The organism is Bifidobacterium xylocopae (assembly GCF_003315615.1).
In the GTDB taxonomy this organism is placed as follows: Bacteria; Actinomycetota; Actinomycetes; order Actinomycetales; family Bifidobacteriaceae; genus Bombiscardovia; species Bombiscardovia xylocopae.
The window spans coordinates 61,431-86,060 of record NZ_PDCH01000006.1; the positions used below are offsets into that span (position 1 = coordinate 61,431).

At 62.0% G+C, this 24,630-nt stretch carries 33 protein-coding genes and 1 tRNA gene; 27 read left to right on the top strand and 7 right to left on the bottom strand.

Annotation, left to right across the window (positions count from 1 at the left end):
- Positions 1–2 precede the first annotated feature (2 nt).
- Positions 3–1,418 carry a hexose-6-phosphate:phosphate antiporter gene (gene uhpT, locus CRD59_RS04045; protein ID WP_113853356.1) on the bottom strand — a complete coding sequence of 472 codons (1,416 nt, stop codon included), beginning with the start codon at positions 1,416–1,418 and terminating at the stop codon, positions 3–5.
- Positions 1,419–1,603: 185 nt separating this feature from the next.
- Here uhpT and CRD59_RS04050 point away from each other — a divergent pair, with 185 nt between their 5' ends.
- Both CRD59_RS04050 and fdxA read left to right on the top strand, forming a co-directional pair.
- Positions 1,604–3,127: an APC family permease gene (locus CRD59_RS04050; protein WP_113853358.1), complete on the top strand. Its 1,524-nt coding sequence runs from the start codon at positions 1,604–1,606 to the stop codon at positions 3,125–3,127.
- A gap of 93 nt (positions 3,128–3,220) precedes the next feature.
- Positions 3,221–3,541 carry a ferredoxin gene (gene fdxA / locus CRD59_RS04055; RefSeq protein ID WP_113853360.1) on the top strand — a complete coding sequence of 107 codons (321 nt, stop codon included), beginning with the start codon at positions 3,221–3,223 and terminating at the stop codon, positions 3,539–3,541.
- A 131-nt stretch (positions 3,542–3,672) separates the two neighbouring features.
- On the opposite strand, the gene dinB is transcribed toward fdxA, so the two are convergent.
- Positions 3,673–4,947 carry a DNA polymerase IV gene (gene dinB / locus CRD59_RS04060; RefSeq protein ID WP_113853362.1) on the bottom strand — a complete coding sequence of 425 codons (1,275 nt, stop codon included), beginning with the start codon at positions 4,945–4,947 and terminating at the stop codon, positions 3,673–3,675.
- 173 nt (positions 4,948–5,120) lie between these two features.
- Here dinB and CRD59_RS04065 point away from each other — a divergent pair.
- Positions 5,121–5,207: transfer RNA gene (locus CRD59_RS04065), tRNA-Ser, on the top strand.
- Between the two features lie 188 nt (positions 5,208–5,395).
- Here the strand turns inward: CRD59_RS04065 and CRD59_RS04070 are convergent.
- The 5 genes from CRD59_RS04070 to CRD59_RS04090 form a co-directional block, all read right to left on the bottom strand.
- Positions 5,396–6,187: an ABC transporter permease gene (locus CRD59_RS04070; RefSeq protein WP_113853363.1), complete on the bottom strand. Its 792-nt coding sequence runs from the start codon at positions 6,185–6,187 to the stop codon at positions 5,396–5,398.
- Entirely contained in the window at positions 6,184–7,152 is a 969-nt protein-coding gene (locus CRD59_RS04075; RefSeq protein WP_113853364.1) for an ABC transporter ATP-binding protein, read from the bottom strand. Before CRD59_RS04075 ends, CRD59_RS04070 begins: the two co-directional genes overlap by 4 nt.
- The gene (locus CRD59_RS04080) at positions 7,149–7,514 is read right to left on the bottom strand and encodes a PLD nuclease N-terminal domain-containing protein (protein ID WP_236632714.1); all 366 of its coding nucleotides are present in this window, start codon (positions 7,512–7,514) and stop codon (positions 7,149–7,151) included. The genes CRD59_RS04075 and CRD59_RS04080 overlap by 4 nt, the downstream gene beginning before the upstream one ends.
- Positions 7,515–7,518: 4 nt before the next feature.
- Positions 7,519–8,727 carry a helix-turn-helix domain-containing protein gene (locus CRD59_RS04085; RefSeq protein ID WP_113853366.1) on the bottom strand — a complete coding sequence of 403 codons (1,209 nt, stop codon included), beginning with the start codon at positions 8,725–8,727 and terminating at the stop codon, positions 7,519–7,521.
- 146 nt (positions 8,728–8,873) lie between these two features.
- Positions 8,874–9,581, bottom strand: coding sequence for an IMPACT family protein (locus tag CRD59_RS04090; protein WP_113853368.1), 708 nt, complete (start codon positions 9,579–9,581; stop codon positions 8,874–8,876).
- A gap of 186 nt (positions 9,582–9,767) precedes the next feature.
- On the opposite strand from CRD59_RS04090, the gene CRD59_RS04095 reads away from it, so the two are divergent.
- From CRD59_RS04095 to rpmD, 24 genes are all read left to right on the top strand, one after another.
- Positions 9,768–10,403: an AbrB family transcriptional regulator gene (locus CRD59_RS04095; protein WP_113853370.1), complete on the top strand. Its 636-nt coding sequence runs from the start codon at positions 9,768–9,770 to the stop codon at positions 10,401–10,403.
- A gap of 242 nt (positions 10,404–10,645) precedes the next feature.
- On the top strand, positions 10,646–11,095 hold the full coding sequence (gene rplM / locus CRD59_RS04100; RefSeq protein ID WP_113853372.1) for a 50S ribosomal protein L13: 450 nt from the start codon (positions 10,646–10,648) through the stop codon (positions 11,093–11,095).
- 20 nt (positions 11,096–11,115) lie between these two features.
- Positions 11,116–11,601 carry a 30S ribosomal protein S9 gene (gene rpsI / locus CRD59_RS04105; protein ID WP_113853373.1) on the top strand — a complete coding sequence of 162 codons (486 nt, stop codon included), beginning with the start codon at positions 11,116–11,118 and terminating at the stop codon, positions 11,599–11,601.
- Between the two features lie 443 nt (positions 11,602–12,044).
- Entirely contained in the window at positions 12,045–14,780 is a 2,736-nt protein-coding gene (gene adhE / locus CRD59_RS04110; protein WP_113853375.1) for a bifunctional acetaldehyde-CoA/alcohol dehydrogenase, read from the top strand.
- 636 nt (positions 14,781–15,416) lie between these two features.
- Positions 15,417–15,725: a 30S ribosomal protein S10 gene (rpsJ, locus tag CRD59_RS04115; RefSeq protein WP_006295278.1), complete on the top strand. Its 309-nt coding sequence runs from the start codon at positions 15,417–15,419 to the stop codon at positions 15,723–15,725.
- A gap of 16 nt (positions 15,726–15,741) precedes the next feature.
- Positions 15,742–16,395, top strand: a complete 654-nt coding sequence (gene rplC, locus CRD59_RS04120) for a 50S ribosomal protein L3 (RefSeq protein WP_113853377.1) — start codon at positions 15,742–15,744, stop codon at positions 16,393–16,395.
- A 5-nt stretch (positions 16,396–16,400) separates the two neighbouring features.
- Complete coding sequence (rplD, locus tag CRD59_RS04125) at positions 16,401–17,075, top strand: 50S ribosomal protein L4 (protein ID WP_113853378.1); 675 nt, start codon at positions 16,401–16,403, stop codon at positions 17,073–17,075.
- Positions 17,076–17,080: 5 nt separating this feature from the next.
- Positions 17,081–17,377, top strand: coding sequence for a 50S ribosomal protein L23 (gene rplW, locus CRD59_RS04130; protein WP_113853380.1), 297 nt, complete (start codon positions 17,081–17,083; stop codon positions 17,375–17,377).
- A gap of 35 nt (positions 17,378–17,412) precedes the next feature.
- The gene (gene rplB, locus CRD59_RS04135) at positions 17,413–18,243 is read left to right on the top strand and encodes a 50S ribosomal protein L2 (protein ID WP_113853382.1); all 831 of its coding nucleotides are present in this window, start codon (positions 17,413–17,415) and stop codon (positions 18,241–18,243) included.
- 15 nt (positions 18,244–18,258) lie between these two features.
- Entirely contained in the window at positions 18,259–18,537 is a 279-nt protein-coding gene (gene rpsS / locus CRD59_RS04140) for a 30S ribosomal protein S19 (RefSeq protein WP_033504332.1), read from the top strand.
- A gap of 20 nt (positions 18,538–18,557) precedes the next feature.
- On the top strand, positions 18,558–18,917 hold the full coding sequence (gene rplV / locus CRD59_RS04145; RefSeq protein WP_113853384.1) for a 50S ribosomal protein L22: 360 nt from the start codon (positions 18,558–18,560) through the stop codon (positions 18,915–18,917).
- Positions 18,917–19,765: a 30S ribosomal protein S3 gene (gene rpsC / locus CRD59_RS04150; RefSeq protein ID WP_113853386.1), complete on the top strand. Its 849-nt coding sequence runs from the start codon at positions 18,917–18,919 to the stop codon at positions 19,763–19,765. The genes rplV and rpsC overlap by 1 nt, the downstream gene beginning before the upstream one ends.
- Positions 19,766–19,768: 3 nt before the next feature.
- Positions 19,769–20,188, top strand: coding sequence for a 50S ribosomal protein L16 (gene rplP / locus CRD59_RS04155; protein ID WP_113853388.1), 420 nt, complete (start codon positions 19,769–19,771; stop codon positions 20,186–20,188).
- Positions 20,188–20,454, top strand: coding sequence for a 50S ribosomal protein L29 (rpmC, locus tag CRD59_RS04160; protein WP_113853390.1), 267 nt, complete (start codon positions 20,188–20,190; stop codon positions 20,452–20,454). The genes rplP and rpmC overlap by 1 nt, the downstream gene beginning before the upstream one ends.
- 2 nt (positions 20,455–20,456) lie before the next feature.
- On the top strand, positions 20,457–20,723 hold the full coding sequence (gene rpsQ / locus CRD59_RS04165; RefSeq protein WP_113853392.1) for a 30S ribosomal protein S17: 267 nt from the start codon (positions 20,457–20,459) through the stop codon (positions 20,721–20,723).
- Between the two features lie 83 nt (positions 20,724–20,806).
- Positions 20,807–21,175 carry a 50S ribosomal protein L14 gene (gene rplN, locus CRD59_RS04170; RefSeq protein ID WP_113853393.1) on the top strand — a complete coding sequence of 123 codons (369 nt, stop codon included), beginning with the start codon at positions 20,807–20,809 and terminating at the stop codon, positions 21,173–21,175.
- Between the two features lies 1 nt (position 21,176).
- Positions 21,177–21,512, top strand: a complete 336-nt coding sequence (rplX, locus tag CRD59_RS04175) for a 50S ribosomal protein L24 (protein ID WP_113853395.1) — start codon at positions 21,177–21,179, stop codon at positions 21,510–21,512.
- Complete coding sequence (gene rplE, locus CRD59_RS04180; protein ID WP_113853397.1) at positions 21,509–22,081, top strand: 50S ribosomal protein L5; 573 nt, start codon at positions 21,509–21,511, stop codon at positions 22,079–22,081. The genes rplX and rplE overlap by 4 nt, the downstream gene beginning before the upstream one ends.
- Position 22,082: 1 nt before the next feature.
- On the top strand, positions 22,083–22,268 hold the full coding sequence (locus CRD59_RS04185) for a type Z 30S ribosomal protein S14 (RefSeq protein ID WP_113853399.1): 186 nt from the start codon (positions 22,083–22,085) through the stop codon (positions 22,266–22,268).
- 80 nt (positions 22,269–22,348) lie between these two features.
- Positions 22,349–22,747, top strand: a complete 399-nt coding sequence (gene rpsH / locus CRD59_RS04190; protein ID WP_113853401.1) for a 30S ribosomal protein S8 — start codon at positions 22,349–22,351, stop codon at positions 22,745–22,747.
- Between the two features lie 16 nt (positions 22,748–22,763).
- The gene (gene rplF / locus CRD59_RS04195) at positions 22,764–23,303 is read left to right on the top strand and encodes a 50S ribosomal protein L6 (RefSeq protein ID WP_113853403.1); all 540 of its coding nucleotides are present in this window, start codon (positions 22,764–22,766) and stop codon (positions 23,301–23,303) included.
- Between the two features lies 1 nt (position 23,304).
- Entirely contained in the window at positions 23,305–23,676 is a 372-nt protein-coding gene (gene rplR, locus CRD59_RS04200; RefSeq protein WP_113853405.1) for a 50S ribosomal protein L18, read from the top strand.
- Positions 23,673–24,443 carry a 30S ribosomal protein S5 gene (gene rpsE, locus CRD59_RS04205; RefSeq protein ID WP_113853407.1) on the top strand — a complete coding sequence of 257 codons (771 nt, stop codon included), beginning with the start codon at positions 23,673–23,675 and terminating at the stop codon, positions 24,441–24,443. Before rplR ends, rpsE begins: the two co-directional genes overlap by 4 nt.
- Positions 24,443–24,628, top strand: a complete 186-nt coding sequence (gene rpmD, locus CRD59_RS04210; RefSeq protein ID WP_113853408.1) for a 50S ribosomal protein L30 — start codon at positions 24,443–24,445, stop codon at positions 24,626–24,628. Before rpsE ends, rpmD begins: the two co-directional genes overlap by 1 nt.
- The last annotated feature ends 2 nt before the right edge of the window (positions 24,629–24,630 follow it).

Here is a 24,630-nt window from a genome sequence, read left to right on the forward strand (position 1 = left end):
CCTTACTTGTCCTCGTTCTTGATCATTCTGGCTTCGCTCCTGAGTTTGCGTTCCTCGCGGACTGCGACGAGCCCGAAGAGGACCACCGCCATGACGATGGCGAAATACAGCACCACGAAGGTGTCGTTCCATCCGTGCAGGATGTGTCCGAAGAGGTTGAGCCCATTGGAAGAGGAGTCGGCGATCTTGGCCAGCAGCACTTTAGCGGACGAGTCGCCGAACAGATAGGCGAAGGCGCCCAGCATTCCTCCGGAAAGGACACTGGCCTTTTTCGGGATTTGGTTCAGCAGGGAGATGTTGACCAGCATCTGCGGACCGAAAACAAGCATGCCGAGGAAAAAGAGCGAGACGTAGATGACCAACGGGGTGCGTCCCACCTGGTAACCGACCATGGCGACCGGCAGCAGGAGGGCGCATCCGGTGGAGACCAAGGCCGGGCGACCACCCAGGAAATCGGAGAGCAATCCCCAGGTAAGGCAGCCGACCAGGGCTCCCATCTCGAAGTAGAAGATGGTCTGGGCGCCGACTTCATTGCTGAAGTGCAACTGCTCGGTCACTCGCAGAGGGGCCCAATTGTCGATGCCGATACGGACAAGGTAGGTGAACACATTGCTGACGCACAGCACCCAAACCCAAGGGTTCCTGAGGAGGTATTTGCTGAACATCTGCCAAGTGGAATCGCCCTTGGACTCTATGTCTTCGATCTTCGGGGGTTCGTTGAAGATCTGCTCGGGGGTCTGCCAACCAAGGTCCTGGGGACGGTTCTTCCCGACGAAGAAGCATGCGATGGCCACCAGGAACGCCACAGCGCCCGGAATGATGAACATGCCTGCCACATGCCCATGGAAGAATGTCTGGGCGCACCAAATCGCGAAGACGCCTGCCAATCCACCGCCGATGTTGTGCGAGGCGTTCCAAACGCCCTGATAGCGACCGAAGCTCTTCTTTGTGGTCCAGTTGGCGATCACAGTGGCACAGGAGGGACCGCCCGCGCACTGGAGGGCGCCGTTCATGGCCCACAGCACAATGAGCCAGCCGATCGAGACGTGGCTCATCGTGAACAGGAAACCGATGCACATGACCACGATGGACGACCCGAACAGCATCAGCGAGGCCATCTTCTTGTTGTCGTTGTTGGCGATCAGGTAAGTCACGACGATTTTGCCGATGCCGTAGACGACTGAGAACACGAAGCCGATCAGGCCTAGCTGCTGGGTGGTGATTCCCAGCTGCTGCTTCATCAAAGGCTGCGCCGCCTTAAAGTTGTTGCGCACCAGATACATGGTTATGTAGAGGACAATGATCACCAGGAAGGGTTTCATGAACTCTTTGAACCACTGCTTGCGCTGTTCCGATATGGGCATGTCCACCTTGGGCACGTGCTTATCGAACTTCAGGTTGAACGCACGTTCAGACATCTTTACCTCCTTGTACAGATGCAATGGGTGAATGGTATAACGTTTTAGCAACCTTTGGCAACCTGCCTTGCTTCGCCCCGGCCCGCCTGTGCGATGTTGTGCGTCGGTGCCGGGAGCGTGGCTAAGTTCAAGTCTCGACCTATAGTGATGGTTGGTCGCAGGCACATCGGACGAGATGAGGACCCATGCATGTGTTCAGGACGAAGACCGTCGAACAGACCCTCGCTGAGACGGGGGAGGAAGGGCGCAGGCTCAAACGGACCCTGTCCACCTGGGACCTGGCGGTAATGGGGGTGGCGGTCGCGGTCGGCGCCGGCATCTTCTCGGTTGGCGCCCAAGCGTCCGCCTTCCATGCCGGCCCAGCGGTCATCCTCAGTTTCATCATCGCGGGCATCGTCTGCGGCGCCGCCGTCATGTGCTACGCCGAATTCGCCTCCATGATCCCGGTGTCCGGTTCCGCTTACACCTTCACGTACACGACGATCGGCGAGCTCGTTGCCTGGGTGATCGGCTGGGACCTGATCCTGGAGATGCTCATGGCCGCCTCGGTCATCTCCAAGTACTGGGGTGTCTATCTGAATGATTTCGTCCACCTGATGGGGGGTGCAGGCTTCTCCACGACCTTCGCGATCGGTACCTTCCCCATAGATGTCGCACCGCTGATTGTGGTCGGGCTCTTTACGGTCCTGCTGGTTCTGGGCACCAAGATGTCCGCCCGCTTCGATGGCGCTCTGACGGTATTGAAAATAGGCATCGTCCTGTTTGTCATCATCGTCGGGTTCTTCTATATCAAGGCCGAAAACTACCACCCCTTCATCCCCCCATCCCAGCCTGCTTCCGCGATCAAGGGCCAGGAGGTCACTTCGACCATGGCCCAGCCCCTGTGGCAATGGGCCACAGGCAAGAGTCCCACCGTCTATGGCGTACCGGGCATTCTTTCGGGCGCGGCCCTTGTCTTCTTCGCCTTCATCGGCTTCGATGTGGTCGCCACCACCTCGGAGGAGGCGAAGGATCCCCATAGGACCGTCCCTCGGGGAATATTCCTCGGCATGGTCATGGTCGTCGTCCTCTATGTGCTCGTCGCCATCGTCACCACCGGCATGGTCTCATACAAGGACCTGGCCAAGTCGCCTTCGCCTTCCCTGGCAACAGGTTTCGAACTGGTGGGGGCGACTTGGGCCGCGAAGCTGATCTCCTTCGGCATCGTCATCGGACTCACCACTGTGGTCATGGTCCTTCTCTTGGGCCTGACCCGCATCGTGTTCGCGCTGAGCCGGGATGGTCTCCTGCCCCGTTCGCTCTCGCGGACCGGTCGCCATGGCACCCCCGCCCGCATTCAGGTCGTCGCCGGGGTGGTCGTGGCGATCGTGGCTTGCTGCTTCAACATCGATGTCCTGTCCGATATGGTCAATATCGGTACACTGTCAGCCTTCATGCTGGTGGCAGCATCCATCCCGATCATGCGCCGCAAGCGCCCCGACCTGGAGCGGTCCTTCAAGATGCCCGGCAATCCGGTCATTCCTATCCTGATCGCGCTGGCCTGCCTGTGGCTCATGCTCAACCTGACCGTGCTCACTTGGATCCGCTTCCTTGTCTGGCTGCTCATCGGCTTCGCTATCTACTTCGGTTACTCCTACCGGCACTCACGCTTGGGGGAGGACCTGCTGACCGACACCATCTCGGCTGAAGCCTTGCGGGACCTGGGCTGAGCCCCGGCGCTGGCATCCGGGGCGGGGCCGCTGCCGTTCCGGGAGCGTCCCAAGCCGAGGGTATTCTTGTCGGTATTGCCTGAGGAGGAGCCCATGACGTATGTGATTGCGCAGCCTTGTGTGGATGTCAAGGACAAAGCGTGCGTGGACGAGTGCCCGGTGGATTGCATCTACGAGGGGCCACGCGACCTGTACATCAACCCCAACGAGTGCGTGGACTGCGGTGCCTGTGAGCCGGTGTGCCCGGTCGAGGCGATCTTTTATGAGGATGACCTGCCGGAGGACTGGGCCTGGTACAAGGACGCCCAGGAGGAGTTCTTCGCACAGGTCGGAGATGCCGGTGGCGCCCAAGCCCAGGGACCCTACGACCATGATCACCCCAAGGTGGCGGCCCTGCCTCCGCAGGGGAGATGAGTGAGCTGCTTATTCGATGGCTTTCAGCCCGGTCCGGATCGTCCGGAGCCGGGCTGGCGTGCATTCGGGCACTGAATCCGTGTGCCGCGTTTGCATATGGTGATCTTGGCCATCCGGCTGCGGTGCCCCGCTCATAGTCCCAGTTTGACCGAGCCTTTGCCGAAACGGCCACGGATGGAGTCCAAGGCCTGTTCGGCCGTTTCCAACTGGGCCTTTCGCTGTTGGTCCGGCTCCTCCTCTTCCTCTTCAAGGAGCTCGTCCAGGGAAAGTTGCACCGGCGTCTCCCCGGCCTTGGTCAGTCCCGAGGCGGAGACGCCGGCCAGGCGCACCAGGCGCGGTAGCTCACCGGCATCCACCTGCCCCTCATCCATCCCCAGCATGTTCTCCAACAGGTGCAGGGTTTCCGGGAAAATCGCCGAAGCCGCATGGACGGGAACCCGTAGCGTATGGGACTTCGTCATGTAAGTGAGGTCTTCGAAACGCAGCTTGACGGTGATGGTGCGTGCCAGCAGCCCCCGCTTGCGCAGGGCCGATGCCACTTCGTCCGAACATCTGCGTAACAGGGCCGAGACCTCTTTGAGCGAGGTCGTGTCCTTCAGGAAAGTCCGCTCCGCCCCGATCGACTTTTCAGGTGTATACGGGGTGACCGCCCGCTCATCCAGCCCGTGCGAGGCCAGGAAGAGGCTGTGCGCGCTGATCCGGGATCCCGTGGCTTGCAGCAGCTCCGTTTCCGAGCACCTGCTCAGGGCCGCAACATCTTCGATGCCCCAGGATTTTAGCCGTTTTTCCAAGGCCTGACCGATGCCCGGTATGCCGCGCAAAGGCATCAGCTGAACGAATTCGGCCTGCCGTGTCCGGGGAATCAGCAGCATGCCGTCGGGTTTGGCGTTCGTCGAAGCCATTTTCGCTATCAGTTTGTTGGAAGCCACACCCACCGAACAGGTCACATGGAAACGTTCGGCCACCCTTTCCCGGATGGCCTGTGCGATTGCGGTTGGATGCCCCCACCGCCGCAAGGCCCCCGACACGTCCATGTAGCACTCGTCCACCGACACCTGTTCCACCTGGTCGGTCACCCGTGAGAACACCTCGGCGAATATTCGTGCGGAGATCGCCCGGTAATACCGCATGTCCACGGGAAGAAACGTGCCGTGCGGGCACAGGCGCCGGGCCGTTGCCACCGGCATGGCCGAGTTGATCCCATAGCGCCTGGCCTCGTAGGAGGCGGCGGAAACCACCGAGCGCGGCCCGGTGCCGATGATCAACGGCAGTCCCCTAAGCTCCGGGTGCCGGGCCACCTCGCAGGAGGCGTAGAAGGCATCCATATCGATATGCAGCACCGTGCAGCCGGCTTCATCGCCGCCCCAGTCGCGCTTGGCGGCCGCCAACCTCGGTGCAGTGCTCATGCCCCCATCCTAGCGGCGCTCGCCCCCTGCGACGGTCCGGCATTCGCTGGGGGAGAAGGGCTCTGCCACAAGCTGGTGCCCTGGGTCGCCGCAGGCCGCGGCGCGTCTGGGGAGCCTGAGTGATATGCTGGCTTATTGTAATCTTGAGCGGGTTTTATGCTCGTGCAGGATTCGGAGACGTGCCTGAGTGGCCGAAAGGGGCACCCTGCTAAGGTGTTGACTGCGCAAGCGGTCCAGGAGTTCGAATCTCCTCGTCTCCGCAGATAGGCCCGCAAACCGCTGTTAGTCACGGTTCGCGGGCCTCATGCTTGCAAGGCACCGTCCTCGTTGCACAGGCGGAAAGCTGTTGCCTGCAGGATAGTTGCCCCGAGCCAACTGTGGAACTTTCCCAAAGGCATGCTGCCGGCTGCTGCATGGATTCTTGGGCCTCATGCCCTGGTGCGGTGTCCTACAGCCGTTTACGGCTGAGGATCAGGGCGCTGAAGGTGAGACAGGCTGCAGCCGCAACCAGGGAGACCAGGAAGGCGGGTGCGAGCCGGCACAGGTCCTCGTCTCCTTTCAGTAGGGGCATGCTGCCGGACAGCAGTGAAACCGGATTGTAACGTTTCACCCGGTCCAGGGTGTTGAGGGCCATGAGTGCGACCTGGACGATGACGGCTGTGAGCAGGGCTGCATGGTTGGAACGCGCCAAGGCGGATCCAAGGACAAGGGCCGCCATGAAGAAGAAGCCGAAGGCCAGCAGGGGAGCCAAGGCTGTGAGCGGGTGGGGGCCGTGGCCGTCGGGGAAGTAGTAAAGGGTGTATCCCCAGGTGATGGAAAAAGCAAGGGTGATGGAGAGCGCCCATTGGACCAGGGCTGACAGGTATTTGGCCGCGATGACCGTAGGACGGGGAAGGCCTTTGGCCACCAGGTTGACCAGGGCACCGGAGCTCACGTCATGGCTGACCATGCCGCTCAGGATGATGGCCGGCATATAGATGCCCAGCTGGGTCATCGACTTGTAGAACTGGGCCCAGGAGTCCAGGGAGTCAGGCTCGGGTATGAGCCGTGCCAGCTGCGCTCCACCAGGTGCCGACTGGAGTATGGCGGGTGTCAGCTTGGCGGCCAGTGGCCCGGCGAAGCCCAGCAGCACGAATACGGCGGCCAGGATGAGCAGACGCTTGCTGCGCCAGGCGGTCTTTGCCTCCACGGCAAGAAGCGTCACAGTGGTCCGTGCTGTCTGTCTGATTGATGTGCTCATCCCACAACCTCCATGAAAACGTCATCCAAGTTCGGGCTCACCTGTTCGAAGCTTATGGGTGTCAGGCGGGCGCTGAGCAGGATTCGCAGGACCTCTCCGGCTGCTTGTTCATAGGGTCCTGAGTAAGGCAGGTTGATTTCGCTGCCTGTTCGTCCGGCTCCCGGCCGGGGATGAAGCGTCTCCGCGTCCCTTGCATATTGGCGCGCTTGCCTCTGAAGGGCTTCTGCCGCAAGTGGCAGCGCCATTTCGGCTTGGTCGGCGCCGGCGAAACCTATGCGCAGTCTGGGCTGGGCATATGCGCTTTCCAGCGTTTCCGGACTACCCTCCTCGACCAGTCGTCCCCTGTTCAGGAAGCCCACGCGGTCGCAGAGCCTTTCCATGTCGCTCAGAATATGCGTGGAGAGAAGGACGGTCATGCTGCCTCGCAGACCGTCCAAGAGGGTTAGGAAATCGTGCCGACCCTTCGGGTCGAGCGCGGATGTAGGTTCGTCGCAGATCAGCAGTTTTGGGCTTCCCAGCAACGCCTGGGCTATGCCAAGGCGTTGCCTCATGCCACGGGAGAAGCCACGGATCAGGCGTTTCCTTGCGGAGTGGAGGCCGACGATTCCGGTCACCTCCTGTACTTGGCCCGATATGGCGCTCGCTGGGGTGCCTGCAATGCTTCCGCATGCGCTCAGGTATTCTTCGGCGGTCAGGTAATCATAAAATGCCGGCACGTCGGACAGGAAACCGACATGCCGATTGGCTGCCGCCGATCCGAAGTGCACCTGTTGTCCGGCGATGAGCACGGAGCCGGAGTCCGCGTGGTCCAGACCTAGAATTATGCGCATGGTGGTTGTCTTTCCTGCACCGTTAGGACCTACGAGTCCGTAGATCTCACCCGGCTCCAGTTCCAGATTGAGCCCATGCAGGACCCGTTTGCCTTGATAGTGCTTTACCAAGTCATGTATTTCCAGGGCTTTCATTGTCCGCTCCAGGAATCATGGGGCGCGCAGTCCGGCGTCATCTGGGCGTCCTCCTCCTCGTTGCTTGTCTGGCCCCGCTCTTGCCCGAAGAGCAAGTAAGCCAGCGGACCAAGGAACCCCAGGCAGACGATGGCGATCACCCATAAGGTCCTGCTGCCGAAGCGATAATGGTGGTGACGGAATACGTGGACCAAAGCGATGATCATGAGCGCCAGCTGCACGAGTGCCAGGGGGATCAGAATGGGGGTCAGCTGATCGACCGGCACCATCCGAGGATCGTTTTGAGCGCCCATGGCGACAGTGCAGACGGATGTGCAGGGAAAGGTGGCGGCGTTCAGCCCCAATTGTGTGATGAATTCCATGGTTTTACCTTTTCATTGTCTTAAGTTGTGCCGCCAGCGGGGCGAATGGTTCGGTCTGCAGGAGACCGCCCAACTGGGGGTGCCGGAAGGGTAACAGGCTCATGTTCTGCTCATAGAGACCGCTCAGGCGGGGAGCGGGCGCATCAACACCGATGGTCTCGAGCCAATGGTCGATGCGGCTGAAGTATTCGTCGCCATGCCTGGTGATTGGGAATGCCGCCGTAGCCAGCAGGTCGGCATAGGCTTGCAGCGCCTGACGAGCTCCATCGGTCACGCCTAAGTCGGCATAGGCACAGGCAAGGGAGAGCCGGAAATTGAGGACGATCACCGGGCTCAGGTCCTCCAGGCGGAATGTCGTGATGAGGGCTTCCCCTCGTTCTGCGGTGGCGATGACCGCAGTCGACGAGGACCGTATGAGCGGCAGGTAGGAGGCCAATTGGCTGACCAGAACCGTGGCGTATTGGAATATCGATGCTTGTGTGGTTTCCAACGCGTCCTCCGTCCGCCCCAGCTGTTGCTGGGCGCTGGCTATCAGTGTCTCGCCGGGGAAGAGCTCATCCATGTGTTCGCCAAGCAGCTTGAGCACATCTTGGGGGCGGCGCAAGAGCAGCAGGCAGTAGGCCTCGTTCTTATTGGCCCTGTCGATCAGTTTGGCGTCGCTGCTCAGTTCGCGTACCCGCGCGAAGAGCTCGCGGGCCCTCTCCAGGTAGATTCGGTCATGGTCCATCGTGTGTGGGCCTGGTAGCAGGTCGTAGTGGTTGAGCACAAAGATTCCCATGCTCAACAGGAGGATGGGGCTGGAGTAATAACGTTTGATCAGTGCCTGGACCGAGGTCCACACTTTCCGCGCGCTCTCGGGGGTAGGGGCGGCTGATTGTTCTTGCCGGCTGTCGGCTTTGCCGCCCGCCTGGTCGACCCGGTCATTGCTTGCCCCGCCAAGGGTCCGCGCCAGATTGGCGTAGATGGAGTGTGCTTGCTCTTCGCTCAGCTGGGCTTCATAGCCCAGGAGCTGGTCGATGCTCACGTTGAAGTAGGAGGCCAGTAAGGGCAGCGAGGAGATGTCCGGCAGGTTCAAGCCGTTCTCCCACTTGGAGATGGCTACTTTGCTTACGCCGACGAATTCGCCGACCTCCTGCTGGGTGCTGCCGCGCTCCTTGCGCAAGCGGAACAGGGTTTGTCCGAGGTTCAATGGTTTGTCATATGAGGTTTTCATACGGCTTATGCTAAGAGCGACCAGTGTGCCCGGCCTGCGTGTCGCGGTTTATTCTCGGGTGGTTCTGTAAACCTCTTGGAAACCTGGCGAGGTGAGGATGCCCGCCGCCAGGACGGGCCGCGGCCGGTTGTGTGCTGGGTCGGATGCTAGAGGGGTTGGTACAAGGCGGTCAGACCTTGGTCCTGGGCACTTAGCCGTCCATTGAACGAGTTTCTGAGACTGGCCTTGAAGGTCGCCACCTCCGGTGCTGGCAGAGCGATGGTGAGCGAAACGCGGTCGGTGAAGGTTTCGTCGTCCACGCGTCCCTGGCAACGCTCGACCAGTCGTCTGAGGCGCTCGTAGCGGGGGTAATCCGCTTGCACGAGCAGGCGGCAGGCCGGTACGATCCGCGCTTTCGTGGCCCTGCTGAGCGCAGCCGAAGCGGCCGATGAGTAGGCACGTATAAGCCCGCCGGAGCCCAGAAGGGTCCCTCCGAAGTAGCGGGTCACCGTCACGATGCAGTCGGTCATGTCGTTGCGCCGCAGGACTTCCAATATCGGCTTGCCTGCTGTTCCCGATGGCTCACCGTCATCGCTCATGTGCTCGGACAGGGTACCTGCACCTATGCCGGCGGGGGAGCCTTCGCCCACGCCGGTCACGGCTTTGCCTTTGCCGGTCAAGGCTGCCGCATCACCGCCCCAGATCGCACAGTGGCATACGTGCCGGGCCTTGGGGTCGTGCTCGCGTCGTGCAGCGATGAATTCGAGTGCTTCGGCCTCCCCGCTCACATGGCAGGCCGCCCCGATGAAAACCGACTTACGGTCCTCGATCTCACCGACCGCGGGTTTCCCGGGCGGGTCCAGCACTGTTTGCATCCCGTCTCCTGCCGGTTTGAGAACGTTCGCACCAATCCTATCCAGTGTAGGACTTCTCAGGAAAGGCGGGGGCTGGAAGATCCCGCCGACACGTCAATGGTCGTTCCCGCCCCGGCAGGGGGGGGTGCTATCGGGCCCAGGGCACCCGTCTGGTGGAGTTGGGCCGGGAAATCGAATGGTTTGCTTATGCTGGTTGCCATGAGCGATTCGGAGAACGGGCAGCGGGGTCAAGGCCATCCTGGGGAGGTTCTGACCGTCTCCTACGAACGGTTGCGTCACTCCGAGGATGCAGCGGAACTGAGTAGGTTGGCGCGTCAACCCCTGCCTGACCGGGCGGACCAGGCTGCCTTCTCGCGCGCCACGGCACTGCTTGAGGCTGTGGCCGGCAACCTGCACACGCCGGTCGAGGACCGGGTGTTCCTGGCTGAGACCATGCCCTTCCCGAACATTCTGGTCAAACTCTCCCAGGACCCGGACCCACAGGTGCGCCGGGCCGTGGCCGCCAACAAAGACGACAAGAACTGGCTGGCCGGTCTCCTGACCAAGGATTCGGACGGCGGCGTGCGTGCGGCGGCCCTGACCAATCCCATGACCTCCTGGAAAATGCGGCTGGAAGGGGCCCAGAACGGGGATACGGATCCGGAGACCCTGGATTTCCTGGCGCAGCTGGGGATAAGCGTGGAGCCCGATGCGCCCGGTGTGCTGGCCACGATGGTGCGCCGTGCGGTGGCTGTGAATCCGTCGACCGCTGCCGGGACTATCGAGCGGCTCAAGTCGGATCCGGAGGCCCATGTGGCCAAGGCGGCCGCTTCCCGCGGGTAGGGGGCATCAGGTGGGGTGCGGCGTTTGGGGGAAGTCGACGCGCTGTTCCCCTGGGGTTTGTGCCAAGTCTAGGCCCGGGCTACAATGGGGTTTTGTTGTGTTTCCCTCAGGGGTCCTCAAAGCGCTTTTCCCACTCGCCGTCTAGGACTTGCAGGGAGCCCACGGATAATGCGGTTTGCCGCACGTTGCCTTAACAGCGTGTCGGGGAGCCCGAAACACAATGCAAGGAAAAGGTTGAAACTGTGAAAACGTTCACCCCAAAGCCGGCTGACTTGAGTCATGACTGGTACGTCGTCGATGCCACCGATATGGTGCTCGGCCGCTTGGCCGCCCAGGTCGCGATCCTGCTGCGCGGTAAGAACAAGCCCACGTTCGCGCCCCATGCCGACTCCGGCAACCACGTGATCGTCATCAACGCGTCCAAGGTGGCCCTGACCGGCAACAAGGACAGCAAGGTCCTGTACACACACTCCGGCCGCCCCGGCGGCCTGCGTCGCGACTCCTACGGCGAGCTCATGCAGCACAACCCCGAGCGGATCATCACGACCGCCGTCAAGGGGATGCTGCCCAAGAACAAGCTGGCCCGGGTCCAGATGACCCGCCTGCACGTCTATGCGGGCGAGGACCACAAGCACCAGAGCCAGAAGCCTACCGAGTTCAAGATCGCTCGGGTCTCGCAGCAGGCTAAGTAGAACCGAAGGGAACGATAACTATGGCTGATAACAACAACAGCTCCGCGGTTCTTGAGGCTGAGCAGACCGCGTACACCTCCGAGACCAACTCCGGTGCAGGTACCGGCACCTCCGCGATAGCTCCGGGCTACGGCACCGGTCGTCGCAAGGAGGCAGTCGCCCGGGTCCGTCTGGTTCCCGGCGAGGGCAAGTGGTCCATCAACGGCCACAGCCTGGAGGAGTACTTCCCCTCCAAGCTGCATCAGCGTGAGGTCAATTCGCCGATCGTGCTCCTTAAGCTCGAGGGCAAGTTCGATGTCAAGGTCCTGGTGGACGGCGGCGGTGTGACCGGCCAGGCCGGTGCGGTGCGTCTGGGTGTGGCCCGCGCGCTGAACGCCATCGACCGTGATGCCAATCGCGCAGCGCTCAAGAAGGCCGGCTTCCTGACCCGTGACGCCCGCGTCGTCGAGCGCAAGAAGGCCGGTCTGCACAAGGCCCGCCGCGCTCCCCAGTTCTCGAAGCGTTAACGCCAAGGGCTCTTCGGCTTCAAGCAACACCCCCGCTCGTCCGGTTACCCGGACCCGTGGGGGCTTTTGCTATTCCAAAGCGTCCAAGCCGTGGCCCTGTGGGCAAAGGTGCATGCCGGTCGAGCATGGACGGGCATGCATGCGGGTGGTAGGCAGGACCTATCGGCCCTTGGTCCAGTTACCATGTTTGCAGGAACTCAAGTGGACGAGAAAACTCACATTCTGTGTTTGAAACCGAACATGATCCGCCGGATTTCAAGCAGTGACACGCCGCAAACCGCACGAAACCCGTTCGAGTGGCCCAGGGCGGTCGTATCCGCTACATTGTGATTCTGGTCACAATACGTTGGCCAAGTTGTGTACAGGACAGACAAGGGCGCCGCATCCTTAGGGGAATGTGCCCTTGGATGAGGTGCCGGGCCAGACCGTCATAAGGAGGGGCTGTGGTTTCGGCACGTAAGTCATCGACGAAGATCCGGGAGAAGACGGAGGCGCCTGGCGCCCAAAACGAGGTGGACGCCTTGGTGTCCAGGGCCCAGGTCGCTTTGAAGGAGTTCGAGAAGCTCGATCAGGAGCAGGTGGATCGGATTGTAGCCAAGGCCTCGATCGCAGCGCTCAACAAGCACCTGGAGCTGGCGCGGATGGCCGTCGAGGAGACGGGCCGCGGGTTGGTGGAGGACAAGGCGACCAAGAACATCTTCGCCTGTGAACATGTGACCAATCACCTGGCCCATCAGCGCACGGTCGGTGTCATCAGTGAATCGGACGTGGATGGAATCGTCGAGGTGGCCGAGCCCGTGGGTGTGGTGGCCGGCGTGACTCCGGTGACCAATCCCACCTCGACCGCGATATTCAAGTCGCTGATTGCCTTGAAGACACGCTGCCCGATTGTGTTCGGCTTTCACCCCTTCGCCCAGCGGTGCTCGGTTGCCGCCGCGAGGATCGTGCGTGACGCGGCGATCGAGGCGGGGGCCCCGGCAGACTGCATCCAGTGGATCGAGCACCCGTCCGTGGACGCCACCGGTGCGTTGATGAAGCACCCTGGGGTGGCCACCATCCTGGCCACGGGCGGCCCCGGCATGGTCAAAGCCGCATATTCCTCCGGTAAGCCGGCCCTGGGTGTCGGAGCCGGCAATGCGCCCGCGTATGTGGACAAGGCGGTGAGTGTGCCCCGCGCCGTCAATGATCTGATCCTGTCCAAGCACTTCGACTATGGCATGATCTGTGCCACCGAGCAGGCCATCATCGCCCATCAGGACATATACGACCGCCTCGTGGCGGAGATGAAGCGCCGGAAGGCATACTTCGTCAACGAACGCGAAAAGGCCCTGCTCGAGCGGTACATGTTCGGAGTGACCTCATACCCGGGCAAGGATGCCCCCGCCCCCAGGCTCAACTCGATGGTGCCGGGAAAATCACCCCAGTACATCGCCAAGGAGGCCGGCTTCGAGATTCCCGAAGACGCCACCATCATCGCGGCCGAATGCAAGGAAGTCGGCGAGATGGAGCCGCTGACCATGGAGAAGCTGGCGCCGGTCCAGGCGGTGCTCAAGGCCACAGGCAAGGATGAGGCCTTCGACATGTGCGAGAGGATGCTGGTGCACGGAGCCGGACATACCGCCGCCATCCATACCGACGATGAGACCCTGGTGCGTGAGTACGGCATCAGGATGCATGCCTGTCGCATCATCTGGAACCAGCCCTCGTCCCTGGGCGGCATCGGTGACATCTACAATTCGATCGCCCCTTCGCTGACCCTGGGCTGCGGCTCATACGGCGGCAACTCGGTCTCGGGCAACGTCCAGGCCGTCAACCTGATCAATGTCAAGCGGATCGCGCGGAGGAACAACAACATGCAGTGGTTCAAGCTGCCGCCCAAGACCTACTTCGAGCCGAATGCGGTCAAGTACCTGCGCGACATGTTCGGCATCCGTCGGGCGGTCATCGTGTGCGACAAGGTCATGGAGCAGCTGGGCATCGTTGACAAGATCATCGATCAGCTGCGGGCCCGCTCCGAGCCGGTCACTTTCCGCACAATCGATTACGTCGAGCCGGAGCCCTCCGTGGAGACGGTGGAGCGTGGCGCCTCAATGATGCGTGACGAATTCAAGCCCGACACCATCATCGCGGTGGGTGGGGGCTCGCCCATGGATGCAGCGAAGATCATGTGGCTCCTGTATGAGCACCCTGAGATTTCGTTCGCGGACGTCCGTGAGAAGTTCTTCGACATCCGCAAGCGCGCTTTCAAGATTCCCCCGCTGGGTTCAAAGGCCAAGCTGGTGTGCATTCCCACCTCCTCGGGCACCGGATCGGAGGTGACGCCCTTCGCGGTGATCACCGACCATAAGACCGGCTACAAATATCCTGTCACTGATTACGCCCTGACGCCATCGGTGGCGATTGTGGATCCGGTGCTGGCCCGGACTCAGCCTCGGGCGCTCGCCTGTGACTCCGGGTTCGATGCCCTGACCCATGCCACAGAGTCCTTCGTCTCCGTCTATGCGAATGATTACACCGATGCCATGGCGCTGCATGCGGCCAAGCTCATCTGGGACAACCTGTCGACTGCGGTCAACGCCCAGCCAGGTCGTGAGCGCACGAAGGCGCAGGAGAAGATGCACAACGCAGGCACCATGGCCGGCATGGCATTCGGCTCGGCCTTCCTGGGTATGTGCCACGGCATGGCTCATACGATCGGGGCCTTGTGCCGGCTTGCCCACGGCCGCACCAACTCGATCCTGCTGCCGTATGTGGTGCGTTACAACGGGCAGGTGCCGCAGGAGTCCACGTCATGGCCCAAGTACAGCCAGTATACGGCGGCTGAGCGCTACCAGGAGCTGGCGCATGAGCTGGGCATCGAGTCCTCCAGCCCGCAGGAGGGTGTGGAGAAGTACGCCCAGGCACTGGAGGATTACCGCGACAACAAGCTCGGTATGGAGTCCTCCTTCCAGGCCGCCGGAGTGGACGAGGACTATTTCTGGAGTGTGCTCGACCAAATCGGGATGCGCGCCTACGAGGACCAGTGCACCCCGGCCAACCCGCGTGTCCCGCAGATCGAGGATATGAAGGATATCGCCATCGCAGCCTACTACGGCGTTTCCCAGGAGGAGGGCCACGCCCGCCGTGTCGCCCGTGAAGGCAAGGCCGCCACCGAAGAGGCGTCGCAACGGGTGGATTGAGGGAGCGAACGTCGCGGTAGCGCCGGTGACGGACGCTGCCGCGACGGTCGTCGAGTCCAGTGTGCTTGCGTGTCGTGGCGGCCGGCTCGGCCCCGCGTGTAGGATGGCGAAGCCTGCTTCCAGGCCATAGGGGAGGGTCCTGCAGGTGTCCCGCTGCCCGTGGGTCAGCCTGGACCACGTATGGTCTGAATCGAACTGAGAGTCGTGTACTCGTGTTTGCCTGTGGGGCCGGCAAGGAAGCCGGTGAGGCAGCGGGAGCAAGGAGCGAATCGGGCCGGTTCGGTGCTGTTGATGCCCGCGATGATGGCGGAGGTTGCTGCCCACGTGGGAAGTGCCCGCTGCAGGGTTCGCTCAGGCCAGGTGTGGAGCGGGGTCCGGACGGTGAAGACGAGGCGACACGCCCGGATTATGCTAGGGTCCCCCTCGTGCTTTAATAAGAAAGTTGCCTCTTTTGGGGCTCGCACTTTGGTAAACAAAACAGCGAGCGTAGCGCAAGGGTTTCTCCCCAGTTGCCCGGGCGGCCACGCATTGATGTGGACCGGTTCCGCAGGTTTCCGCCTGCGAGGCCATAAGCGCCGATGCCCTCAGGAGCAGGTTGGTAAACAGTTAAATCATCGCTAGAAAGGGCGGACGGCAATGGCGGGACAGAAAATCCGCATCAGGCTTAAGTCCTATGACCATGAGGTCATCGACCAATCGGCGAAGAAAATCGTCGAGACGGTGACGAACGCGGGCGCAACGGTTGTTGGCCCCGTTCCGCTGCCGACTGAGAAGAACGTGTATGTCGTCATCCGTTCTCCTCATAAGTACAAGGACTCCCGCGAGCATTTCGAGATGCGGACGCACAAGCGCCTGATCGACATCGTGGACCCCACGCCCAAGGCGGTGGATTCCCTGATGCACATCGATCTGCCTGCGGACGTCAACATCGAGATCAAGCTGTAAGGGAGGAGGGAACCGCATGACTCGAGAGCAGAAGAACAGCACTGCCTTGCTGGGCCGCAAGCTCGGCATGTCGCAGGTGTGGGACGAGAACGGCTTCTTCGTCCCCGTGACTCTGGTAGATGTCTCCACCAACGTGGTGACCGCCGTCAAGACCCAGGAGTCCGACGGCTACGCCGCCGTGCAGATCGGCTACGGTCAGATCGACCCGACGAAGGTGACCAAGCCCCTGGCCGGTCACTTCGCCAAGGCCGGGGTCACGCCCCGTCGCCACCTGGTCGAAATCCGCACCGAGGACTCCGACAAGTACGAGCCCGGTCAGGAACTCGCCGTCGATTTGCTGCCTGAAGGCACCCGTGTGGATGTCACCGGCACCACCAAGGGCAAGGGCTTCGCCGGCACCATCAAGCGTTGGGGCTTCAAGTCCTACCGCCGCACCCACGGCTCTCACAAGAACGAGCGTCGCCCCGGCTCTGTCGGTGCATGCGCTACGCCGAGCCGAATCCTGAAGGGGAAGCGCATGGCCGGACGCATGGGCCATGACACGTCCACCGTGCAGAACCTCACCATCGTCTCCGCGGACATCGAGAACGGCATCATCGCCGTCAAGGGCGCCATTCCCGGGCCCCGCGGCTCGATCGTCGTGGTTCGCTCGTCCGTGAAGGGAGCTTGATACCTATGGCAAGCGTCACGTTGAACATCACCGATGCCAAAGGCAAGGCCGCTGGTTCCGTCGAAGCGCCCGCCGACATCTTCGGTATCCCTGAGGAAGACGTCCAGGCCCACATCCCGCTGATTCACCAGGTGGTCATCGCCCAGCTGGCTGCGGCCCGCCAGGGCACGCACGCGGTCAAGAACCGCGCCCGGATCTCCGGCGGCGGTAAGAAGCCCTGGAAGCAGAAGGGCACCGGTCGTGCCCGTCAGGGTTCGATTCGTTCCCCACAGTGGGCCGGCGGTGCAGTGGCCCATGGGCCAGTACCCCGCGACTACTCGCAGCGGACTCCCAAGAAGATGAAGGCTGCTGCCCTGCGTTACGTCCTGTCTGACCGGACCAATGCCGGCCGTACGCACGTAATCGACTTCGGCATCGGCGAACAGCCCTCCACCAAGGGCGCCAAGGCGGCCCTGCTGCCCGTTGTCAGTGCAAGGTTCACGACAATCGTCTTCTCCCGCGACGAGATCAACGAATGGCTGTCGGTGCGGAACCTGCCCACGGTGCATACGATCTTCGCCGATCAGCTGAACACCTACGATGTGGTCACCGCCGAGGACCTGGTCTTCACCAAGGCAGGCTTCGACGCCTTCCTTGAGTCCAAGAGCCAGACCAAGGCCGAGACCGCGAAGGAGGCCTGATTTCCATGGCAGCTATTCACAAGCCAGCGCACGATATCATTCTGAAGCCCATCGTCTCCGAGAAGAGCTACATGAACGCCGATCGCGGTCAGTACACCTTCCTGGTGGACCCTAGCGCGAACAAGGTGGCTATCAAGCAGGCCATCGAGCAGATCTTCAAGGTTAAGGTGACTTCGGTCAACACTCTCAACCGTCAGGGCAAGCGCGTCCGTACACGTTCCGGCTTCGGCCAGCGTATCGCGGAGAAGCGCGCCATCGTCACGGTGGCTGAGGGCCAGTCGATCGATGTCTTCGGTAACTGAAGGCTAGCCGAGAAAAGTTAAGGAAGAACTACATTATGGCTATCCGTACATACAAGCCGACGACCGCGGGCCGTCGCAACGCTTCGGTTTCGGACTTCTCCGAGATCACGCGCTCCAAGCCCGAGAAGTCGCTGGTACGCAAAAAGAGCAAGACCGGTGGACGCAATGCCTATGGTCGTGTCACGAGCAGGCACCGGGGTGGCGGTCACAAGCGCCAGTACCGTCTGATCGACTTCCGCCGTTGGGACAAGGATGGCGTGCCCGCCAAGGTTGCGCAGATCGAATACGATCCAAACCGTTCGGCCCGGATCGCCCTTCTGCACTTCGCCGATGGTGAGAAGCGTTATATCGTCGCGCCTGAAGGTGTGAAGCAGGGCGATGCCATCGAGACTGGACCGCAGGCGGACATCAAGCCCGGCAACAACCTGCCGTTGGCCAACATCCCCACCGGTACAATCGTCCACGCCATCGAGCTGAGGCCCCTGGGAGGCGCCAAGATCGCCCGTTCCGCAGGTGCCGGCGTCCAGCTGGTCGCCAAGGACGGTGCTTACGCCCAGCTGCGTATGCCCTCCGGCGAGATTCGTAACGTGGATGCGCGTTGCCGCGCCACGATTGGCGAAGTCGGCAACTCCGAGCACGCGAACGTCGAACTGGGCAAGGCGGGTCGAGCCCGCTGGCTCGGTCGTCGCCCGATCACCCGTGGCGAGTCCATGAACCCTGTCGACCACCCGCATGGCGGTCGTACCCGCGGCGGCAAGCCGCCTGTGTCCCCATGGGGCAAGGGCGAGGTCCGTACACGCCGTCCGAAGAAGGCTTCGAACAAGATGATCGTGCGTCGTCGGCCCAATGGCAAGAACCGCAAGTAAGGGAGTGTCGGAAAGATGACTCGTAGCATCAAGAAGGGCCCATTCGTCGACGCCCACTTGCAGAAGAAAGTCGACGCGCAGAATGAGAAGGGCACGCATGAGGTCATCAAGACCTGGTCGCGCCGTTCCATGATCACCCCCGACTTCATCGGCCACACGTTCGCCGTGCACGATGGTCGCAAGCATGTCCCGGTCTTCGTGACCGAGGCCATGGTGGGCCACAAGCTCGGGGAGTTCGCCCCCACGCGCACCTTCAAGGGGCACGTGAAGGATGACAAGAAAGCACGCCGCTGAGGCGGAGGAAGAGTACAGACATGGAAGCTAAAGCAATTGCCCGTCACGTTCGCGTGACGCCCCGCAAGGCTCGCCGCGTCGTCAACCTCATCCGAGGCAAGCGTGCGACGGAAGCCGTCACCATCCTGAAGTTCGCGCCGCAGGACGCAGCCACCCCGGTACGCAAGGTCCTGGAGTCCGCAATCGCCAACGCGCGCGTCAAGGCGGACAAGGCCAACGAGCCTTTCCGCGAGAACGATCTGATGATTCGCGAGACCTATGTGGATGAGGGTGTGACGATGAAGCGTTTCCGCCCGCGTGCCCAGGGTCGAGCGGCTCGCATCAACAAGCGCACCAGTCACATCACGGTTGTGGTGGCCGACAAGGAAGGAGCCCGATAATGGGGCAGAAGATCAACCCGTTTGGCTACCGGCTCGGCATCACCGAAGACCATCGCAGCAAGTGGTTCTCAGACTCCCATAAGCCTGGAGAGCGCTACAGCGACTTCGTGCTTGAGGATGACAAGATCCGCAAGGAGATGAACAAGGATCTGGAGCGCGCTGGCGTCTCCAAGATCGTCATCGAGCGCACTCGTGACCGGGTACGTGTCGACATCCACACCGCCCGGCCGGGCATTGTGATCGGCCGCCGTGGTGCAGAGGCCGAGCGTGTCCGCGCCAAGTTGGAGAAGATAACCGGCAAGCAGGTGCAGCTGAACATCTTCGAGGTAAAGAATGCCGCCATCGATGCACAGCTGGTCGCTCAGGGCATCGCCGAGCAGCTGACCAACCGCGTCACCTTCCGCCGTGCCATGCGCAAGGCGGAGCAGGATGCCATGCGCGCTGGCGCCAAGGGCATCAGGATCAAGCTCTCAGGGCGCCTGGGTGGCGCTGAGATGAGCCGTTCCGAGTTCTACCGTGAAGGTCGGGTGCCGCTGCAGACCCTGCGTGCGCTGATCGACTACGGCTTCTTTGAGGCCCGCACCACCTATGGCCGTATTGGCGTGAAGGTGTGGATCTACAAGGGCGACATGACCGAGCGCGAGTTTGACGAGCAGCAGGCCCAGCAGGGCAGCCGCGGCCGTCGTGGCTCCGATCGTCGTCCCCGTCGCGGTGGTGCCCGCTCCTCTGAGGGCCGTACGCGCCAGCGTCAGGCTGCGGAGCACGAGAACAGTGGTGTCGCCACGCCGCCCGCCGAGGTCGCACAGACCGAGGCCCAGGCGCCGGTCGCAACGGAAGCAAAGGAGTGAGCTGTGCTTATCCCAAAGAGGGTTAACTACCGCAAGCAGCATCGTCCCTCCCGTAGGGGCATGTCCAAGGGCGGCAACGAGATCGCTTTCGGCGACTACGGCATCCAGGCGTTGGCTCCGACCTATCTGACCAACCGTCAGATCGAGGCGGCACGTATCGCCATGACCCGTTACATCAAGCGTGGCGGTCGTGTGTGGATCACGGTCTTCCCCGATAGGCCCCTGACCAAGCACGCTCTTGGTTCCCGAATGGGTTCCGGAAAGGGTGCGCCTGAGTTCTGGGTGGCCAATGTCCATCCGGGACGCGTCCTGTTCGAAATCGGCGGCGTGAGTGAGGATGTCGCCCGTGAGGCCTTGCGCCGAGCGATTGACAAGCTCCCCATGAAGTGCAGGATTATCGCACGTGAAGGCGGTGACATCTGATGACAGTCGGAACAGCCGAATATTCCATCAAGAACCTGAACGAGAAGACCGACGCAGAAATTGAGGACTTCCTCAAGAAGTCCAAGGAGGAGCTGTTCAACCTGCGCTTCCAGTCTGCCACCGGTCAGCTTGAGAACACCTCCCGCCTCAAGGCTGTCAAGCACGACATCGCCAGGATGTACACCGTCCTGCGCGAGCGTGAGCTGGGCATCAGCCAGGCGCCAGCGGAGGGTGCTGACAGCAAGAGCGAAGCTGAGGAGAAGTAAGCATGGCTGACAAGCAGGAGCGCAACTTCCGCAAGGTTCGTCGCGGCTACGTAGTGTCCGATGGGATGGACAAGACCATTACGGTCTCGATCGAGCAGCGCTCGACCCATCCCCTCTACGGCAAGGTCGTCCGTTCGAACCGCAAGGTCAAGGCCCATGATGAGAAGAACGAGGCCCATATCGGCGATCTCGTCCAGATCATGGAGACCAGGCCACTGAGCAAGACCAAGCGTTGGCGTCTCCAGGAGATCGTGGAGCGCGCCAAGTAACAAGTTCGGCAAGGCTCCGCCGGTTACCGTCCCCCTGACGGGGTATGGTGCATGCGGAGAACCAGCGCGGCTAAGGAGAATCAATGATTCAGCAGGAATCGCGGCTTCGCGTCGCTGACAACACGGGTGCTAAGGAGATCTTAGCCATCCGCGTGCTCGGCGGGTCGAAGCGACGCTATGCCGGCATCGGCGATGTCATCGTCGCTTCCGTCAAGGACGCCATCCCCGGCGGGTCGGTCAAGAAGGGCGAGGTCGTCAAGGCCGTAGTCGTCCGCACTGTAAAGGAGCACCGTCGTCCTGACGGCTCCTACATCAAGTTCGACGAGAACGCAGCTGTCCTTTTGGGCAACGGGCAGGAGCCCCGCGGTACTCGTATCTTCGGACCGGTCGGTCGTGAGCTGCGCGACAAGCGCTTCATGAGGATCGTGTCCCTTGCACCGGAGGTGATTTGAGATGGTAGCCAAGATCAAGACCGGCGACCAGGTCAAGGTCATCCGCGGCAAGGATCGCGGCAAGGAGGGCAAGGTCACCAGGATTCTGCCCAACGACCGTCTGATCGTCGAAGGCGTGCAGATCGTCAAGAAGCACATGAAGGCCACCCAGCAGGGTCAGCAGTCCGGCATCGTGCCGGTTGAGGCGCCGATCCACCGCTCCAACGTGATGGTGATCGACCCGGAGACCAAGCAGCCGACGCGCGTCGGCGTGGTTGTCAAGGAAGAGGCCCGTGACGGCCGCATCAAGCGGGTACGCACGCGCGTGGCCAAGAAGTCAGGCAAGGAGCTGTCATGAGCGATACAACCGTCGAAGCACCGGCAGTCCCTCGTTTGAAGCAAAAGTACACCGAGCAGATCGTGCCCGAGCTGGTGAAGGAATTCAAGTTCGCCAACCCCATGCAGGTGCCGAAGATCGAGAAGGTCGTCGTCTCCATGGGTGTGGGTGCGGCCGCCCGCGATTCCAAGCTGATCGAGGGTGCCATCAAGGATCTGTCCGCCATCACCGGACAGAAGCCCAAGGTGACCAAGGCCAAGAAGTCGGTGGCGCAGTTCCACCTGCGTGAGGGCCAGGCCATTGGTGCATACGTCACCCTAAGGGGCGAGCGCATGTGGGAGTTCCTGGACCGTCTGCTGACCGTGGCCCTGCCCCGGATCCGCGATTTCCGCGGCATCTCCGGCAAACAGTTCGATGGACAGGGCAACTACAACTTCGGCCTGACCGAGCAGTCCGTCTTCCACGAGATTGACCCCGATCAGATCGACCACCAGCGTGGTATGGACATCACTGTGGTGACCACCACCAAGAACGACGAGGAGGCCAGCTCACTGCTCAAGCAGCTTGGTTTCCCCTTCAAGGAGAACTGAAATGGCAAAAACCGCTCTGAGGAACAAGGCGGCACGCAAGCCTAAGTTCAAGGTACGTGGCTATACACGCTGCCAGGTCTGCGGTCGTCCCCATTCCGTTTATCGCAAGTTCGGCCTGTGCCGCATCTGCCTTCGCAATAAGGCACATGCCGGCGAGCTGCCCGGAGTTACGAAGTCCAGTTGGTAAAGATCGACGCTGAAGGTCCGCTGTCCAGGCAGGAGACTGCCGGGCGGCGGAAACCACGGCGAGGAAGGGCATAAGCCCACATGACAATGACAGATCCAATCGCGGACATGCTGACGCGTCTGCGGAACGCGAGTGCGGCCAAGCATGAGACCGTGGACATGCCGTATTCGAAGTTCAAGGCGGCCATCGCTCAGATTCTCAAGCGCGAAGGCTACATCAAGGACTTCACCGCCAAGGAGGCCCGCGTGGGCCAGACCTTGGAGATCAAGCTCAAGTACGGTCCCCATGGTGAGCAGAGCATCGAAGGCATCAAGCGTGTGTCGAAGCCTGGTCTCAGGCGGTACGCCAAGTCCGACTCCCTGCCCATGCCGCTCGGCGGTCTGGGTGTGGCCATCATCTCGACCAGCTCTGGTCTGATGACGCAGAAGGAATGCCTCGACCGGGGCATCGGCGGCGAAATCGTCGCCTACGTGTGGTGAGAAAGGAGAGCTGAACATGGCATCGCATATTGGTAAGCTCCCCGTCGCCATCCCGGCGGGCGTGGAGGCTTCATTCAAGGGTCAGGACTTCATGGCCAAGGGACCTAAGGGCTCCGACTCCTTCACCCTGCCCGAGGGTATATCCGGCAAGGTCGATGGCTCGCAGATCATCCTAGAACCGGCGAATGAGGATCGTGGCACCAGGGCCAACCATGGCCTGTCGCGTGCAATCATCGCGTCGATTGTGGAGGGTGTCTCCAAGGGCTTCGAGAAGCACCTGCTGGTGGTCGGCACCGGTTACCGTGCAGCAGCCAAGGGCAAGGGCCTGGAGCTCTCCCTGGGTTACTCACACACCGTGAGCGTCGACGCGCCCGAGGGAATCACCTACGAACTGCCCAACGCGAACGAGATCATCGTGCGCGGCACCAACAAGCAGCAGGTCGGCCAGGCGGCAGCCAACATCCGTAAGCTGCGGGCCCCCGAACCCTACAAGGGCAAGGGCATCAAGTACGCGGATGAGCACATCCTACGCAAGGCAGGAAAGGCTGGTAAGTGATATGACAGTCGCAATTCGCGGAAAAGGCAAGAAGGTCGCCCGTCTGCGCCGTCACCTCCGCCTGCGCAAGCGCATAGAAGGCACGGCAGAGCGCCCACGTCTGGTGGTCACGCGTTCCAACAGGCACATGGTGGCACAGATTGTGGATGACACCAGGGGCATCACCCTGGTGAGCGCTTCCACCATGGCCGGAGACTTCCCCAAGGTCGATGGGGACAAGACCGCCGCGGCCCGCAAGGTCGGCGAGCAGATCGCCCAGAAGGCCAAGGACGCAGGCATCACCACCGTGGTATTCGATCGCGGTGGCAACAAGTACCATGGTCGCGTGGCGGCCGTGGCGGAAGGCGCCCGTGAGGGAGGTTTGGCACTGTGAGCGATAACGAGACGACAAAGGACACCCAGGTGGCCGGCGAGGCACAGGCCAGCCAGGCTTCCCAGTCCGCAGGCACCGGCGCACGGGGCGGCAATGACGACCGCAGGGGCCGTCGTGGCTCCCGTGGCGACGGCCGGCGTGGCGAAGGCCGGCGGGACGGCCGTCGTGGCCGTCGCGGCCGGGATGACCGCAACGACGACATGCTCGACAAGGTCGTGACCATCAACCGTGTATCCAAGGTACACAAGGGTGGCCGTACTTTCAGCTTCGCGGCCCTGGTGGTCGTAGGCGACGGCAAGGGCACGGTCGGCGTGGGCTATGGCAAGTCCCGCGAGGTCCCGGCGGCGATCGCCAAGGGCCAGCTGGATGCTAAGAAGCACATGTTCACGGTTCCTCGCATCCGTGGCACCATCACCCACCCGGTGATCGGCCACGATGCAGCCGGAACCGTCCTCCTGCGGCCTGCGGCTCCGGGTACCGGCGTAATTGCCGGCGGTCCCGTCCGCGCCGTCATGGAGTGCGCGGGCATCACCGACATCCTGACCAAGTCCATGGGGTCGGCGACGGCCGTAAACATGGTCCGGGCCACGGTTGCCGGGCTGAAGTCACTGGAGGAGCCCGAGGAGATCGCGGCACGCCGTGGTCTGACCTTGGAGGAAGTCGCTCCCGACTCCCTGCTCAAGGCGCGCGCAGCCGGCATCGCCGAGGCGCGCAAGGCCCGTGAGGAAGCCAAGGCGAAGGCCTCCGACCAGAAGGATGGTGAGTGATGAGCAAGCATCTGAAGGTCACCCTGGTCAAGGGTTTCGCCAACCAGACAGAGCGCCAGAAGGTGAACGCGCGTTCGCTGAATCTGCGCAAGATCGGTCAGAGCGTCGTCATAGACGACACGCCGGTCTACCGCGGCATGATCGACAAGGTTCGCCACCTGGTCACCGTTGAGGAGGCAGACTGATT

What these genes read in the sequence shown, in the direction of transcription:
- uhpT (WP_113853356.1), bottom strand. Translation starts at nt 1,418, where the DNA reads ATGTCTGAACGTGCGTTCAACCTGAAGTTCGATAAGCACGTGCCCAAG.
- CRD59_RS04050 (WP_113853358.1), top strand. Translation starts at nt 1,604, where the DNA reads ATGCATGTGTTCAGGACGAAGACCGTCGAACAGACCCTCGCTGAGACG.
- fdxA (WP_113853360.1), top strand. Translation starts at nt 3,221, where the DNA reads ATGACGTATGTGATTGCGCAGCCTTGTGTGGATGTCAAGGACAAAGCG.
- dinB (WP_113853362.1), bottom strand. Translation starts at nt 4,947, where the DNA reads ATGAGCACTGCACCGAGGTTGGCGGCCGCCAAGCGCGACTGGGGCGGC.
- CRD59_RS04070 (WP_113853363.1), bottom strand. Translation starts at nt 6,187, where the DNA reads ATGAGCACATCAATCAGACAGACAGCACGGACCACTGTGACGCTTCTT.
- CRD59_RS04075 (WP_113853364.1), bottom strand. Translation starts at nt 7,152, where the DNA reads ATGAAAGCCCTGGAAATACATGACTTGGTAAAGCACTATCAAGGCAAA.
- CRD59_RS04080 (WP_236632714.1), bottom strand. Translation starts at nt 7,514, where the DNA reads ATGGAATTCATCACACAATTGGGGCTGAACGCCGCCACCTTTCCCTGC.
- CRD59_RS04085 (WP_113853366.1), bottom strand. Translation starts at nt 8,727, where the DNA reads ATGAAAACCTCATATGACAAACCATTGAACCTCGGACAAACCCTGTTC.
- CRD59_RS04090 (WP_113853368.1), bottom strand. Translation starts at nt 9,581, where the DNA reads ATGCAAACAGTGCTGGACCCGCCCGGGAAACCCGCGGTCGGTGAGATC.
- CRD59_RS04095 (WP_113853370.1), top strand. Translation starts at nt 9,768, where the DNA reads ATGCTGGTTGCCATGAGCGATTCGGAGAACGGGCAGCGGGGTCAAGGC.
- rpsI (WP_113853373.1), top strand. Translation starts at nt 11,116, where the DNA reads ATGGCTGATAACAACAACAGCTCCGCGGTTCTTGAGGCTGAGCAGACC.
- rpsJ (WP_006295278.1), top strand. Translation starts at nt 15,417, where the DNA reads ATGGCGGGACAGAAAATCCGCATCAGGCTTAAGTCCTATGACCATGAG.
- rplC (WP_113853377.1), top strand. Translation starts at nt 15,742, where the DNA reads ATGACTCGAGAGCAGAAGAACAGCACTGCCTTGCTGGGCCGCAAGCTC.
- rplD (WP_113853378.1), top strand. Translation starts at nt 16,401, where the DNA reads ATGGCAAGCGTCACGTTGAACATCACCGATGCCAAAGGCAAGGCCGCT.
- rplW (WP_113853380.1), top strand. Translation starts at nt 17,081, where the DNA reads ATGGCAGCTATTCACAAGCCAGCGCACGATATCATTCTGAAGCCCATC.
- rplB (WP_113853382.1), top strand. Translation starts at nt 17,413, where the DNA reads ATGGCTATCCGTACATACAAGCCGACGACCGCGGGCCGTCGCAACGCT.
- rpsS (WP_033504332.1), top strand. Translation starts at nt 18,259, where the DNA reads ATGACTCGTAGCATCAAGAAGGGCCCATTCGTCGACGCCCACTTGCAG.
- rplV (WP_113853384.1), top strand. Translation starts at nt 18,558, where the DNA reads ATGGAAGCTAAAGCAATTGCCCGTCACGTTCGCGTGACGCCCCGCAAG.
- rpsC (WP_113853386.1), top strand. Translation starts at nt 18,917, where the DNA reads ATGGGGCAGAAGATCAACCCGTTTGGCTACCGGCTCGGCATCACCGAA.
- rpmC (WP_113853390.1), top strand. Translation starts at nt 20,188, where the DNA reads ATGACAGTCGGAACAGCCGAATATTCCATCAAGAACCTGAACGAGAAG.
- rpsQ (WP_113853392.1), top strand. Translation starts at nt 20,457, where the DNA reads ATGGCTGACAAGCAGGAGCGCAACTTCCGCAAGGTTCGTCGCGGCTAC.
- rplN (WP_113853393.1), top strand. Translation starts at nt 20,807, where the DNA reads ATGATTCAGCAGGAATCGCGGCTTCGCGTCGCTGACAACACGGGTGCT.
- rplX (WP_113853395.1), top strand. Translation starts at nt 21,177, where the DNA reads ATGGTAGCCAAGATCAAGACCGGCGACCAGGTCAAGGTCATCCGCGGC.
- rplE (WP_113853397.1), top strand. Translation starts at nt 21,509, where the DNA reads ATGAGCGATACAACCGTCGAAGCACCGGCAGTCCCTCGTTTGAAGCAA.
- CRD59_RS04185 (WP_113853399.1), top strand. Translation starts at nt 22,083, where the DNA reads ATGGCAAAAACCGCTCTGAGGAACAAGGCGGCACGCAAGCCTAAGTTC.
- rpsH (WP_113853401.1), top strand. Translation starts at nt 22,349, where the DNA reads ATGACAATGACAGATCCAATCGCGGACATGCTGACGCGTCTGCGGAAC.
- rplF (WP_113853403.1), top strand. Translation starts at nt 22,764, where the DNA reads ATGGCATCGCATATTGGTAAGCTCCCCGTCGCCATCCCGGCGGGCGTG.
- rplR (WP_113853405.1), top strand. Translation starts at nt 23,305, where the DNA reads ATGACAGTCGCAATTCGCGGAAAAGGCAAGAAGGTCGCCCGTCTGCGC.
- rpmD (WP_113853408.1), top strand. Translation starts at nt 24,443, where the DNA reads ATGAGCAAGCATCTGAAGGTCACCCTGGTCAAGGGTTTCGCCAACCAG.